At 59.2% G+C, this 14,423-nt stretch carries 10 protein-coding genes; 7 read left to right on the forward strand and 3 right to left on the reverse strand.

Annotated features, from left to right (window positions below):
* Positions 1-192: 192 nt before the first annotated feature.
* Positions 193-681, forward strand: coding sequence for a hypothetical protein (locus tag LN415_08355; protein MCJ2557098.1), 489 nt, complete (start codon positions 193-195; stop codon positions 679-681).
* On the opposite strand, the gene LN415_08360 is transcribed toward LN415_08355, so the two are convergent.
* Together LN415_08360 and LN415_08365 are read right to left on the reverse strand one after the other, a co-directional pair.
* Complete coding sequence (locus LN415_08360) at positions 678-1,901, reverse strand: 2,3-bisphosphoglycerate-independent phosphoglycerate mutase (GenBank protein ID MCJ2557099.1); 1,224 nt, start codon at positions 1,899-1,901, stop codon at positions 678-680. The two genes, LN415_08355 and LN415_08360, sit on opposite strands and share 4 nt — an antisense overlap.
* 35 nt (positions 1,902-1,936) lie before the next feature.
* The gene (locus LN415_08365; protein ID MCJ2557100.1) at positions 1,937-2,725 is read right to left on the reverse strand and encodes an S-adenosyl-l-methionine hydroxide adenosyltransferase family protein; all 789 of its coding nucleotides are present in this window, start codon (positions 2,723-2,725) and stop codon (positions 1,937-1,939) included.
* A gap of 103 nt (positions 2,726-2,828) precedes the next feature.
* Here LN415_08365 and nadA point away from each other — a divergent pair, with 103 nt between their 5' ends.
* Positions 2,829-3,752 (forward strand): quinolinate synthase NadA, encoded by a 924-nt coding sequence (gene nadA, locus LN415_08370; protein MCJ2557101.1) that lies wholly within the window; start codon positions 2,829-2,831, stop codon positions 3,750-3,752.
* Here the strand turns inward: nadA and LN415_08375 are convergent, their stop codons facing one another.
* Entirely contained in the window at positions 3,753-6,065 is a 2,313-nt protein-coding gene (locus tag LN415_08375; GenBank protein MCJ2557102.1) for a hypothetical protein, read from the reverse strand.
* Between the two features lie 213 nt (positions 6,066-6,278).
* Here LN415_08375 and LN415_08380 point away from each other — a divergent pair, with 213 nt between their 5' ends.
* From LN415_08380 to LN415_08400, 5 genes are all read left to right on the forward strand, one after another.
* Positions 6,279-6,665 (forward strand): thioredoxin family protein, encoded by a 387-nt coding sequence (locus LN415_08380; protein MCJ2557103.1) that lies wholly within the window; start codon positions 6,279-6,281, stop codon positions 6,663-6,665.
* Between the two features lie 73 nt (positions 6,666-6,738).
* Complete coding sequence (locus tag LN415_08385; GenBank protein MCJ2557104.1) at positions 6,739-10,425, forward strand: FtsX-like permease family protein; 3,687 nt, start codon at positions 6,739-6,741, stop codon at positions 10,423-10,425.
* A gap of 126 nt (positions 10,426-10,551) precedes the next feature.
* Entirely contained in the window at positions 10,552-12,213 is a 1,662-nt protein-coding gene (locus tag LN415_08390) for a PQQ-binding-like beta-propeller repeat protein (GenBank protein ID MCJ2557105.1), read from the forward strand.
* Positions 12,210-13,439 carry a WD40 repeat domain-containing protein gene (locus LN415_08395; protein ID MCJ2557106.1) on the forward strand — a complete coding sequence of 410 codons (1,230 nt, stop codon included), beginning with the start codon at positions 12,210-12,212 and terminating at the stop codon, positions 13,437-13,439. Before LN415_08390 ends, LN415_08395 begins: the two co-directional genes overlap by 4 nt.
* Before the next feature lie 34 nt (positions 13,440-13,473).
* The coding region (locus LN415_08400; GenBank protein MCJ2557107.1) for a VCBS repeat-containing protein at positions 13,474-14,423 on the forward strand (950 nt) is incomplete at its 3' end.

Consider the following 14,423-nt stretch of genomic DNA (forward strand, 5'->3'; position numbering starts at 1 on the left):
GAGAAGAATGATCTGCTCATGCTCGAGAAGGAAATGGACGAGATCATCTAGACCGCCCTTTTTTCGAAGACCTGGTCACGCACTGGTATATACCGTGATCTCAAGGGCCAATCGGGTCCCTCCGAAGGTCCGATTGATGACGGTGATTCTCAGAAAGAAAGATTATTAGTCCACGAGTGGATTATCGCGCGCATGGCATCTCCCCCGCCGGAAAGGCCTTTCAACGATGCGCACAGATACATCGATCCCGTCCACGAGTCACTGAAGCTCAAGGCGGAGGCTGCCGAGAAGGCCGTCGAGGCGACGAAGCACCACGCGAGCTGCATGTCCCTCAGACGGAAGATGACCGCCTGGGAGTTCAAGAAGGCGAAGCTTGCGGAGGAGAAGGCCCTCATTCTCGAGAGGAGCAAGTTCTATGCTGCTCAGGCGAACCGAGGAAAAGGGAAACTGGACAACAGCGACGTCCTGGCGGAGCACGTGGCCGAAGAGATGAACAGGAAGCAGGACAAGGCCACCCAGTTGCAGCGGAAGTGTGCGGGCCTTGACGTGAAGATCGACAGGCTCAGAGAGAAGGTCAAGGATTGTGAGGAGCGGGCCACGCGAGAGGAAGAGCTCAAGGCCGAGGCGATGGAGCAGTCCAAGCAGCTTGAAATCCAGGCCATGAACTACGCGAAGAGCTAGGCGCCGAACTTCTCCGCTCTTCCCGCGAGATTTAGAAGCAGATTCATCAGGTCGGACCCTCTAGGATGGCCCAGCCCTCCCCGGGCCACCGAGACCTCATCGAAGTGGGCGACCTGGTCTGTCCTGACGCCGGGCCCGAAGATCATCAACGGGACCGGGTCTCCGCTGTGGTCGCCGACCTCTATCGGCGTGGAGTGGTCCGCCGTGACCGCGAGTATGGTCTCATCGTCGAGCTGACGCTTCACTCCACCGAGCATCTCGTCGAGTCTCTGTATGACCTTCACCTTCTCTTCCGCGAGCCCGTCGTGACCGCAGATGTCCGGGGCCTTGACGTTCATGTACACGAAATCTTTCGATTTCAGGGCCTTCATCGCGGCGTCCGCCTTGGCCATCATGTCCGTGTCGAGCCCACCGGTGGCGCCTTCGACCTCGAGCATCTCCATTCCCAGGGATGTGCAGATCCCCCTCACCAGAGTCACGCCGCTGATCGCAGCGGCTTTCAGGCCATACCGCTCTTCGAAGGAGCGCAGTGGGACCCAGATGCCCCCGCCTCGGGGAAGTATGATGTTTGCGGGGAGCTTGCCCTCCTTCTCCCGCGCTGCGTTGATCGGGTGGTCAGCCAGCTTCTCGTGGGACAGCCTGACGAACTCGTTCACGATGTCTGCGGTCCTCTTGGCATCCTCCTCGTGCGGAAGAACGTCCAGGACCTTCTTGCCCGTCTCGTGAGGATCCGCGTCCGAGACCTTCCACGAGAGCCCCTTCCCCCTGAGGACCAGGGCTGCGCGGTGAGCGGTTCCGGGCTTGAGGACGACCTCAGCCCCTCCGATCTCAGTGCCGTCCAGGGTGCTTGTGATCTCTTCAGTACCCGAGGTGATACGGCCCGCCCTGCGGTCGATGACCTTCATGTCACCGTCGACCGTGGCGAAGTTGCAACGGAACGCCACATCCCCCGGTTCCAGCTTCACCCCCGCTCCGATGGCCTCGAAAGGTCCCCGCCCAGTGTAGCATTCATGTGGGTCGTAACCGAATATCGCCAGGTGGGCCGTGTCGCTGCCAGGTCTGACCCCCGGTGCAATCGGGTCCATCAGACCGCATATCCCGTTCTCCGCGAACCAGTCGAAGTTGTGCTTGTTTGCGGCCTGCAACGGAGTTTTCCCGCCAAAAGAATCCACAGGCCTGTCACCCAGACCATCGCAGACTATGAGAAGGATCCTCTTCACGTTCGCTCAGAAGTAGTCCTATTAGATATTCCTTTCTATCTGACTGGATTGATTTGAATCTCACTGCCCCGCTTGGCCCCGAGGTCCGCGGCGGCGCTCCCTCGATTGGCCGCGACTTCGAGAAAACCGCTGCTCGAGATGGTCAGCAGCACGCCCCTGTCGTCCAATTGCGAGTACGTTGCCAGGAAGGGTACTGTCAAGCGCTTCCCGGCGATCCTCATCTCCGTCTTCTGGCCGAAGGTGTACTTCCCCAGAACGACCTCTGCGGGGATGTTGGTGATCAGGTTCCCGAATGAGTCCACGTGAAGGACCCGGCCCTTGAGCTCCTTGCCTCGCGTCCTGTAGACGCCGAAGTCCATGTCCACCCATTCATCCGTGACCCTTCCGATCTCCTCGGGGTCCACACCGAGACTGATGTGGGCGGCCACTGGTGCGAAGACGTCCCTGCCGTGGAACGTCGAGGACACGCTCTTGAGCATGTATTCCGGATTCTCGATCTCGATCACCCTCTCGAGTCCCAGTTTCCGTGCGGCCGGAATGAGGAGCCCGTTGTCCGGTCCGACAAGGTAGTGGTCACCGCACTCCACGATTATGCCCTTCCTGTCGGTGCCCACCTCGGGATCGATCACAGCGACGTGAATGCCCTCGCGGAAGTAGGGAAGCGCACTGTGCAGGACGTACGCGCCCTGCTCGATGTCCTGAGGCTGGACGGTGTGGGAGACATCCAGTATTCGCGCGTCCTTGGCGATGGAAAGAATGACGCCCTTCATCGTCGCAACGTACTCTCCCGGTCCGAAGTCGGTGGTGAGGGTGATCGGCTTCATCCTCTGGGCTATGCAAGGAGCGATATTCAATCTTTCGCTGGCGTGCGCGCTGTGAGCGCCATTTCCCCATAAAGCTTAAGAAACAGCCTGCAATCTGTCATCCGTGAAAGACTTCGAGGAGAGGGTCACGGGACTCAAGGAGCAGAACGACATCGTGCTTCTCGTGCACAACTACCAGAGACCGGAGGTCCAGGACGTTGCCGACTTCCTCGGTGACTCGCTCGACCTTGCAGAGAGGGCCTCGAAGGTCTCCCAGCAGAACATAGTCTTCTGCGGCGTGGACTTCATGGCGGAGTCCGCCAAGATACTCAATCCCGGGAAGCGGGTCGTTCACCCGATCAGCCCGCCCAACCTCGTGGCCAAGTGCCCCATGGCCGGCATGGTGGACGCGGAAGGGCTCGAGTCGCTGAAGAGGGAACATCCGGACGCGGTGGTCGTCTCGTACGTCAACACGACGGCGGACGTGAAGGCCATCTCCGACGTGTGCTGCACCTCCGCCAACGCCGTCAATGTCATCTCCAGCCTTCCGGAGGAGAAGGTGATATTCGTCCCCGATACGAACCTGGGGTTGTACGTGATGAGGTTCGTGACGGACAAGGAGCTAATCCTCTGGCCAGGTTACTGCCGGACGCACGTGTGGATAACGGCGGAGGAGATCGAGAAGCTCAAGGCGCGGCACCCCGACGCCGAGGTCATCGTCCACCCGGAGTGCACGCCCGACGTCATAGACCTCGCCGACACCGTCGGTTCGACGCAGGGAATGGTGAAGCGCGTCAAGGAATCGGACGGCACGGAGTTCATCATCGGAACGGAGAAGGGGCTCGTCTACAGGCTCAAGAAGGAGAACCCGGACAAGGAGTTCTACTACGCGGAGAGGGCGGTGTGCCCGAACATGAAGGAGATCACGCCCAAGAACGTCTTGAGGTCGATGGAGACCCTGGGCCCGGAAGTCGTCCTCGACGAGGACATTATCGAGCGGGCCAGAATACCGCTTCAGAGAATGGTGGCGATCGGAAGAAAGGAATAGTCAGACCTCGGAGAGCGTCTTCTTTATCGTCTCCAGGTCCTTCGTCTTTCTCGCAATCTCCTCTTCTCTGGCCTGGAGGCTCTTCTCCTTCCTCGCGAGGGCTTTCTCCCTCTTCTTCAGGCCCTTCCTCGCGTCCTCTCTCTGCTGGCCGATGGACATCCTTCCCTTTTCGAGTTCCTCGCTCGCCTCCCGGAGCTTCTCCCTTTCTTCCTCGAGCCTCTCCAGGTCTTCCTTGAGCCCGGCTTCATCCTCGTCAAGCATAATCGAGCGGGCCTCGACCTCTTTCAGCCTGTGGTCCACCGTTTCCTTCTCCGAGGCCAGCGAGGCCTGCGAGGCGGCCAGTTCGTCCCCCCTCTCGTCGAGCTCCTTCTCCCTGACGGCCAGGTCCTTCATGGACTTGTCCAGCCCCCCGCGGGAAGCTTTGAGCTTCTTCTCCCTGGCGGACAGTTCGTCCTTCATCTTCTCCTGCTTCTTCTTGCGCTTCGCCAGTTCCCTCTCCTTGCTCTGGACCTTCTTTGCCGCGGCTTCGAAGTCCTTCCTCGATCCCTCCAGCTCCGCGGTCCTCTCTTCGATCTCCTTCTTTCTCAGGGATAGCTGGAGCTCGAGCTCATCCTTGAGCTCATCGATCTCCGCCTCGCTCTCGACGAAGCCCTTCCTGAGGCCGTCCAGCTCTTCCCGCTCGGTATCCAGCTCGTTCGCCCGCTTCTCCAGCTCGGCGAACTCCGAGTCCAGGTCCTCCCTCTCCAGGCGGAGCCTTGAGACGTTCTTGTCCGCCTCCTTCATCTTCTTCTTCAGCTCCTCCCTCAGCCGGTCGAGGTTCCTGTCCTTGCGGACGAACTCGTCCTCCGTCAGTTTCAACCTCGTCTCCCGCCTGTCCTGGGACTTCTTCTCGGCAAGGAGCTTCTTCTCCTTCTCCGCCATCTCGCTCAGCTGTCTCTCCAGCTTCTCGTTCTCCCGCTCCATCCGCGTCTGGGACTTTTCCGTGTCCTTCTGAAGCCTGCGGAGCCTCAGCTCCAGGTCGGAGGCCTTGTCCTCCCGCTCCTCGACGCTCTTGACGCGCGCGCCGAAGTCCTTCTCCCTGTCATCCAGTGCAGCCCTGATCCTCTCGAGCTCGGTCAGCCATTCCTTGATATCTCCCTCTTTGGAGACGATCCTGGACTCGAGCGCCTCCAGCTCGTTCCTCCTCTCCTGCAGGATCTTGGAGAGGCCGTCCAGCTTCTTCTCCCGCTCGAGGAGCTCCCCTTCCCTTTCGAGGAGCTTCGTCTTTCTCTCTTCGAGCTCGTCGGCCCTCCGCCTCGTCTCCTTCTGGACTCCCGCCAGCTTCTCCCCGAGCTGGGAGAGCCTTCTCTCCTTCGCGAGGGCCTCGTCAATCCTCTTCTCGAAGGCCTTCCTCGCCATCTCGCTCTTCTCCGTCTCCGACGCGAGGGACGCCCATATGCGGTCTATCTCCCCCCTCTGCTTCTCGAACTCCTGGTGCCTCTGCGTCATGTCCGCATCTCGCGCCTTGAGGGTGCCTTCCTTGTCGCCCAGCTCCTTCTCCTTGAGGGCAAGCTTCCTGCCAATCTTCTTCACCTCGCTCTCCCTCTTCTGGACGAGTTCCTTCACCCTGTCGAGTTCGACCTCCATCTCTTTCTTCCTGGTCGATATCTCCACGTCGTCAGCGCGCTTCTTCGTCATGTGTTTCATAATCGCGAGGCTGCCTCGCTTGACCGCCTCGAGCTCTGATCTCATCCCCTCCAGTGCCCTCTTGTACTCTTCGCTCTTCTCGAGCTCATGGACGAGGGCGACCTGGCTCTTCGTGAGCTCCTTCTCTTTCTCCCTGGCAAGCGTCTCGATGCCTTCCTCCGCGGTCCGCGTCTCGATCTTCCTGAGCTCCTGCTGGTGCCTCTCCTCCGCGACCGTTCTCTCGAGCGCGTCCATGTCGGGGAGCTCGTCGATCAGCGCGGAGGGATGGGACTCCTTGATGTGTCCGATGCTTATCGTTGACGACTTGTAGTCGTAGGAGTGGAGCTCGATGATGCTCTCGTCCTTGATGCTGTCCCGCATGATCTCCTTGAGCGCCTCGCCGCTGTACAGCGGACCGAAGTAGTCGTGAAGTGCCAGCACACAGTGTCCGCCCTTGAATACGATGCTTCCGATCGACTGAACGTTCTCCCTCATCGCGCTGACCCTCAGGGTCCCCGTGATCTCCGAGTCCTTGATCCTCTCAAGGAAGTCTCTGAGGACGCCAGGCCCTCCGAAGGAAGTCTCTTCCAATTTCCCCGCAGGCAACTCCATGACGACACCGAACTTGGTCGTGAATCTGCTCCGCACTAATAAGGGTTATCGCCCGATTTGGATTGCTGAGAATATGCGGGTCAGTGCAGACGCGTCATCGGAGGGGAAAGGATTTATCGTGAATAGCGAATCTGGGTTTGGTGTTGATGATGAGAGGAAGGTCATTGACCTTCTGGGATGATTGACCCTATGAGTGCTGAGACACCTGCCTGAATGCGATGCACATGGCCTGGAGGAGGATACGACATCATGGGAGAGATAGTTGAGGTCGACGATGGTACGTGGGAGAGCGCGATCGAGAAAGACAACAAGCCCGCCGCGGTGATGTTCTACAGCCCCACGTGCGCGTACTGCGCTCAGATCGAGCCGTACTTCGCGGAACTTGCCAAGGAACTCGGGGACAAGGTCGTGTTCGCCAAGTTGAACATCGTGGCCAGTACGTACACGGCTGGCAGATACGGCGTCATGAGCACGCCCACGTTCAAGTTCTTCTGCAGCGGGCGCCCCGTACAGGAGCTTGTGGGAGCTGTCTATCCGCCACTCCTGAAGAAGACCCTGGAGGATGTCCTGGAGCACGGGGAGGAGTGCGTGAAGAAGTCGACGAAGGTCGAGTACGGCATGACTGGCTACGCCTGAGACTCCACGGAACGAAGCTCCTCCCGCAGTGGGATGATACCTTTTTGCAAGATTTCAAGTAGCACTTCATCCGATGATACCTAGGCTGGGCGACATGAACACCGCCATAATAGTTTCCTTGGGGATCATTTTACTCACGGTAGTCCTCGTTGCCATATTCGCCCTGAGATCAAGAGGACTCCTCAAGACCGCGCTCCGCCTGTTCTCAAGGAAGAGGAAGCTGACTATCCTCACGATAATGGCTCTCGTCGTCGGCTCGTCGATTGTGACAGGCTCGCTGGCGGTGGGGGACTCCATGCGGTACGCGATAGTGGAGGGCGTCTACGACGACCTGGGCGACGTGGACGAGGTGGTCAGCTCAAGCGGGCTCTTCAACGAGTCGATTCTCGGCGACATTTCGGCAGACCCGGCTGCGCTCGAGGTCACGGATGCATTCGCCCCTCTGATCGCCTTGAAGGGTTCAGCGAGGAACAGAGAGACGGGGCTGACCGAATCCGTGACGAACATCTTGGGATATGACGACGATCTACTCCTCGGCTTTGGACCGTTCTGGGTGTCAGGAGACGAGTCGTACGATGACACCCTTGCCCCGGGAGAGGCCATCATCAACCGGAATCTGGCAGAGAAGCTGAACGCACAGGCGGATGACGTGATTACCATATCAATGAGGAATCCAGAGTTCTCCATCGAGAGCATCTACTCGCACCTGGCAGGACAGTCGTGGGCGAACGTCACGGTCAAAGCCGTCGTCCTGGACCGCGGTGTGGGAAGGCTGAACCTGGAGACCACGAGCGTGACAGCCGCGAATCTCTTCCTGAATCTCACTTACCTCCAGGGTCTCATCGGGGCGCCTTCGGAGATCAACACTATCCTTGTGTCGAACGAAGGGGACGAGAGGACAGGTCTGGAACTGACGAACGAGGCCACGCAGCGGCTGCAGGATGCCCTCGATGACGCGGTCGGATACAGAGATGTCGGGATGAATGTGGACTCATTCGACTACATTCGCGTGGAGAGCGAGAACGTGTTCTTCGACGTGGAATACGTCACTCGCGTTGAGCAGATCGCGACCATACTTCCGGACATCGAAGCGACCTCTCCGCTCACATCCTACTTTGTCAATAACATCTCCTTTGGCGGGAACGTCGTCCCGTATTCCATCGTAACTGGCCTGGACCCCGCCGCGGACAGCGACTTCGGGCTCTTCGTCGACAACTCCACAGCACTACCGATGGTCGGAGAAATGGAGGACGACGAGATGATCATCACGAACTACACGGCATCCAGGCTCGGCGCAGGAGTCGGGGACAATCTCTCCGTCAACTACACGGTCTTCACAAGGACCTACACCATGGTCCATCGGACGGCCGTTTTCACGGTCGCCCATGTGGTGAACATCGTCGGGAAGGCGCATGATGAGAACCTGATGCCCCCCATCCCCGGCATAAGAGGAGAGTCCAGCTGCGCCGGTTGGGACCCGACCTGGATGGATGGGGAACAGATGAGGAGCGAGATGACCTGGGAGGATCTCGACTACTGGACCGCGTATGGCGGGACGCCCAAGGCCTACATCACGCTCAGCAAGGCGCAGCAGCTCTGGTCGAACGACCTCGGCACCATCACGACGATCAAGGTGAAGGCTGGCGACGTCACTGCTCTGCTCCCGCCATTCAGGTCGCAGCTCAACTCCTCAGTCACTGCAGGAGACGCTGGAATCGTCGTGTTGCCCGTCAAGCAGCAGGGCGTAGAGTCGGCCGAGGGAGTTCAGCTTCTCACGGAGACTTTCCTCTCATTCGGAGCCATCGCCATCATCGCGGGAATCATCCTCGTGGCCGGCCTCGTCGGTGTGATCATGGATGACAGGAGGAGGGAGATCGGAACGCTCGGGGCGCTCGGATACAGCAGAGGCCAGATAACGGCCGTGTTCGGCATCGAGGGCTTCATTCTGGCAGTGATTGCATCGGCGATCGGAATCCTCGCGGGGATTCTTGTGGCCGGTGTGTCCATACTCCTCACGAACACGTTCTGGAGCAACATCATGGAAGGGACGACTGTTCCCCTGTACTTCACGCTCGAGACCGTGCTTCTCGGATTCGCGGCGGGTCTACTGCTGTCGTTTCTGGCCTTCACGTTCTTCGCATACTGGACCACGAGAGTTCCGGTTGTCAGCACCCTCAAGGAGCTGGATGTGTCCGATGATACCGGGAAGGGTTCGTCGGTTCCTCGCGCGCTCGCGGTCCTCGGGGCGGTGATGACGGCGTCCTACTTCATTCTACCAATGGACGAGTCCCTCGGGTCTCTAACGATCCTGGCGGGCCCCGCATTCCTGGCCCTTTTCTCCCCGTTCTTCCTGCGCGGGTCTGCGAGGAGAATCGCCTTGCACGTCGGAATGCTCCTGGCAGTCGCCATCACGATTGCCGTGGACATCCATTTCGTTTCCGCATCGGGTTCCGTGCCCTTCCTCCTCTTCTTCGCGAGCGGGTTCATGATAATCTTGGCGCTCATGGTCTGGCTCTCCACTAACATGAAGAGCGTCGGGTCATTCGCCTCCCGCCTGCTGAGCGGGTCCCGGCGATATCCTGTGACCTCCAAGATGGCGCTTCTTTCCCCCTCAAGGAAGGTGCGAAGGACCTGTCTGGCGATCTCCATCTTCGCCGTGGTCATCTTCACGTACCTTGGTCTGTCGGTGAACATCTCCGGCCAGCAGGCCAACCTCGAGCAGATAGTCGAGCATCAGGGTGCTGGGTACGACGTCGTCGCGGAGAGCTCGGTGTCCCTGAGATTCGACCTCGGAAGCGTCGAGGAGAGGGCGAAGAACAACTTGTCTGACTTCCCCGCGAACGTCGAGGTCGTCCAATTCTTAACCTACGGGGAGCCGGGAGGCAGCTGCTCGAACCTCAGGAAGAACCTCCCGCCAAAGTTGATAGGCGTCAATGCCACGTTCGTGCAGCAGAGCAAGCTGGCGTTCGAGGTGCCCAAGGAGAGCCCCGCGTCGGTCTGGCCCAAGCTCGATGAAGCCCAGGCAGACGGCTCGATCCCCGCAATCGGCGACCTCAATACGATAGTATGGATATTCGGGAAGAACGTCGGTGACCGCATCGGGGTCGTGGACGAGCACGGAAACGAGCGGGAGCTGATCATCGTCGGGATACTGGAGAACTCCATCTTCCCCGGAGCTGTATTCGTGTCCGAGGACGATCTCAACGACCTCCATCCGACAACGGCCGAGTTCAACCTCTTCCTCTTCAGGACGGATGACGCGTCTGGGCTCGTCCCATACCTGGAATCCAACCTGCAGGCGTACGGGATGGACGCGAGCCTCGTGAACGATGTCGTGAAAGAGAACCTGTCCGTGGAATGGTCGTACATGGGCCTCTTCCAGGCATTCCTGCTGTTCGGCCTCTTGATCGGGATGTTCGGTCTGGCCGCGTTCTCGTCGAGGTCCGTGGAAGAGAGGAAGCATGAGATAGGCACGATGAAAGCCCTGGGGATGCAGAGGACGCAGATCTCCGATGTGTTCCTCCTGGAGAATCTGTTCATCGCTATGCTGGGATCCCTCGTTGGCATTGTCGCTGGCCTTTCGGTGGCGTTCACATTCTTCGGCGAGAGCAGCACTGTGGGTTACGGTGCGACCATTCCCTGGTTGGCACTGTCCGCTGTCCTGACCGTTGTCGTGTTCACATCACTTCTGGCAACGCTAATGCCCGCGAGAAGGGCGGCTAGCCTTCATCCCGTTGAGGCGTTGAAGCGGGACCAGTGATTCCATCCATATCGGAATCCAGCTCAGAAAGCTTGATAAGAGTGGTGTGAAATAGGTCAGAAAGCTCAGATGGCCAAGGTGCCGAGCGAACCTGAACAGGCAATGTGAGCGTCAGAGGAAGAGACCATGAGAGTAGCCAGAGTCGTCATCCTGTTCTTGTTGGTCGCCCTTCTCACATCCCATATGAGTCACCCCATCTCGGTTTTGAACAGTGCGAGCGCCGATGGCGTGGAAGGGTCCGACATGATCGGCTCATGGTCCGAGTTCAGAGGGAATCACAACAACACTGGATACTCCATATCTCAAGTGCCGTCCAGGAACGGGACGTTCCTTCGCTTCGCCGCCCGCTTCCAGGTTCGTTCCTCACCTGTCCTGAGCGATGGCGTCCTCTACTTCGGTTCGGACTACGGTCGCGTCTACGCCGTGAACATCTCCAACAAGGACGAGGTCTGGAACCTCACGACCGGGAGCGAGATCTGGGCATCTGCTCTTGTCGTTGATGACAAGGTGTTCGTGGGATCTTCCGACAACAACTTCTACGCCATCGACCGCCATAGGGGCTTCCCCGTCTGGACATTCCCGACCGGTGACGACATCCACTCCTCGGCCAAGCACGTGGACGGGACTATAGTCTTCGGCTCCCTTGACGGCAACCTGTACTTCCTGGACGCGGAGACAGGGAACGAGACCGTGCCGCACTTCGCCACGAACGGAGGCATCTACGGGACGCCCGCCATAGTTGACGGGACCGCCATCATCGGCTCCAACGACGGCAACGTCTACAGAGTGTGGCTCGAGAACGGGAGCATGATGTGGAACTTCACTCTGAGCCCGGCGTTTGGCGAGAACGTGAAGTATAGCAGCGCCGCGGTCTTCGAGGACAAGGTCTACATCGGGAGCAACGACCGCAACTCCTACTGCCTGAGCCTCGGAACTGGCGAGCTTGTCTGGAGGTTCGAGACCGGAGATTACGTCTACGCGTCGCCCGCAATCCACGACGGCAGGGTCTTCGTCCATTCCACGGACGGGTTCCTGTCGGCCCTTCCGCTCGAGGACCCGAACGGGAACGGGAACATCAGCAGCGACGAGGTCCTCTGGAGCTTCGAGACGCGGGACGGCGGCGGTCGGGGCGAGGGTGGGTCCTCGCCAGCAGTGGCGGACGGAAAGGTCATCGTTGGCTCGCGTCTGAGCTTCGTGGAGGGTTACGTCTACGTCCTGGAGGAGGACACTGGGAATCTGACTTGGCAACTGAAGCTCTGGGGCATGTACTCCTCGCCCGCGATCGTGGACGGCAGGATATTCATCGGTGCGTCCGACGGGACCATGCATGGCATCTCGGAGCTCGCTCCAGGCATGACGCTCGAGATAGATCCCGAAGCCCTCGTGATCAAGTCCGAGAGGGTGATGGTCATCGAGTTCGTGCTCATCTACGCGGAAAAGGGTGTCGAAGGGGCATTCATTAGTTTCGAAGTGACAGACGGGATCCTTTCACAATCGGGTGCGAGTACTCTCGCCAATGGCACCCAGCAGGTCAAGTACCTCTCTCCGGTCGTGACCGAGAACACGACCGTGACTATCACGGGCAAAGCCACGAAGTACGGCATGGTGGATGCGATCGCCTCATTGGACATCGTCATCGTCCCCGCGAAGGACTACGAGGACGCGGCCTCAGGCGCTGCCTTCTCGTTGGACAAGTATGTGCCATTCATCATTGCGATCTCGATCCTCGTGATTCTCAACCTGCTCATCCTCACCGCAATCATTCTGAGAAGGAGGTCCTCGGATTGAAGCGGTTCATCAGGGTCATTTCAGCGATCTGCGTGCTGGCAGTCCTCATCACGCCTCTCATAGCGCTCCCGGAAGCTTCATCCGCCCAGGGCATCGAAACGCTGTCCCTCATGTGGGATAGACTCGACGGTCACAACGCCACAATGTGGTCCGTGAGATGGTCACCGGACAACTCCATGATATCGAGCACCTTCTTCGACAACACGACCGTGATATGGAACGCGACGACCGGAAGGAGAATCGTGAAGCTCGGCTCGCACGAGAACTACACGGCCGAGACTCGCACGCGCTGCGACGGCATCAAGATGTGCAAGATCGCTGACCACTACCCCACGCGAATAAGCGCCTGGTCGCCGGACGGGAGATATCTGGCGGTGGGCGGGGATGACACTGAGATACACATCTTCGAGACGACGAACTGGACCGTCGAACGTATCTTCAGCGGCCACGAGGGAAGCGTGCTCACGCTGCACTTCTCCCATGACGGCAAGTACCTCGCATCGGGCTCAGGAACGGACAAGGTCGACATGCACAACTTCCCGGAGAACATGATCAAGATATGGGATTTCGAAAGCGGTTCTGCGATCGCGAATCTGACCGGACACGTGGACGGCGTACTCGAAGTCAAGTGGTCCCCTGATGATTCGAAGCTCGTGTCCTCGTCTGACGACAAGACCCTGAAGATGTGGGAGACGACGAACTGGACGAACACGGTCAATTTCACGGGTCACGCCGGTGGGGTCCTCTCGGTGGACTGGTCCCCGAACGCGAGTCTCCTCATTTCCGGCAGCAGGGACTATAAGATGAGGAAATGGAACGCGACGAGCGGCGAGGGAATCGACGTCTGGGAAGCTCCCAACTGCGTTCGCTCCGTAGACTGGCACGAGGAGAGGGGCATAATCGTGTCCTCGGGCGTGGCAGAGGTCATGGTCATGATCCGCAACGAGACGAACGGGGCGGTGATGAAGACCCTCGACGAGAACAAGCGTGCCGGGGGAGCCATAATGTCCGCGAGATGGTCCCCCAACGGGGAGATGCTCGCCACGGCCTCTGGCAAGGACTTCGCGATAAGGGTCTACGCCTTTGGACTCGGAGAGGAAGAGCCCGCTCCGCTCATACCGCCTTGGCTGCCTGGCGTTGTCTTCTTCTTCGTCGTGATCGCCGTCTCCATCTGGGTCACGGTCATCGGTGTGGCGAGGCTCCTGAGGAAGAGGGAAAGAAGGTGAAGCTCTGTCTCTGAGATGGATTTCCGCAGTTGCGTTGGCCTTCCTGCTTATCATACCAAGCGTAGCCGCATTGGAGATCGATGAGTCGTACCTAGGAAGCTCTCCAGGGAGGTTCAATTCCGTGAAGATCTGCGACCTGGACAACGACGGCAACAAGGAGATCGTCCTCGGGAACTATGAGGGCTACCTCAACGTGATCCAGTGGAAGGGAGACGAGTTCAGAGCGGTGAAGCACTTGGGTCCCTTCGGTGAGCGGCTGTGGGGCGTCCATGTGGCCGACATCGATGGCGACGGGCAGGAGGAGATCCTGGCCGGTGACGGGGACGGCAACCTCCACGTGCTCAATGGCTCGGACTTCAATGTCAGGTTCAGGATGGGAGACCTCGTGCGGGATGTCCACGGGATTGCGGTCGGCGATGCGGACAACGACGGGGAGAAGGAGATAGTCATAGGCACGGGCTACAAGATGGACTTCCCGCTGAGCACCGTCTACGTGTTCTCCGCGGACACGGGCGAACTGGAGAACGAGTTCCTCCCCGGGAACGCTAGCAGGATGCGCGGTGTCGCCATTGCCGATATCGATGGTGACGCGTTCAACGAGGTCATCTTCGGCACGGGAATCTCACTGGGCGAGACACCTGGTGCGGGTCACCTGTACGTCTACCAGTACGACGGCTCCGAATACACGCAGGAATGGCGCAGCGACGACCTGAACGGAGATGTCGTGGCCGTTGAGATCATTGACGTGGACGGGGACGGTAGCCTCGAGATCGTGGCCTCGAACGGCTACAGGGAAGGTCCTGGCTTCCTCTTCATATTCAGGTTTCTGGAAGTGGACCTTGAAGGTAACGTAGCGTACGAGAAGGTCTGGGAGAGCGAGAACATCGGCCCAAAGCCCTACGGTCTCGACGTGGCGGACATCGATGGGGACGGGATCAACGAGATAGTCGTGGGGAACCTGGCGGGCTACATCTGGATATTCGA

Source organism: Candidatus Thermoplasmatota archaeon, from assembly GCA_022848865.1.
Taxonomy (GTDB): domain Archaea; phylum Thermoplasmatota; class Thermoplasmata; order RBG-16-68-12; family JAGMCJ01; genus JAGMCJ01.

Coding starts and splice junctions, on each gene's coding strand:
- LN415_08355 (MCJ2557098.1), top strand. CDS start 193: ATGGCATCTCCCCCGCCGGAAAGGCCTTTCAACGATGCGCACAGATAC.
- LN415_08365 (MCJ2557100.1), bottom strand. CDS start 2,725: ATGAAGCCGATCACCCTCACCACCGACTTCGGACCGGGAGAGTACGTT.
- LN415_08380 (MCJ2557103.1), top strand. CDS start 6,279: ATGGGAGAGATAGTTGAGGTCGACGATGGTACGTGGGAGAGCGCGATC.
- LN415_08385 (MCJ2557104.1), top strand. CDS start 6,739: ATGATACCTAGGCTGGGCGACATGAACACCGCCATAATAGTTTCCTTG.
- LN415_08390 (MCJ2557105.1), top strand. CDS start 10,552: ATGAGAGTAGCCAGAGTCGTCATCCTGTTCTTGTTGGTCGCCCTTCTC.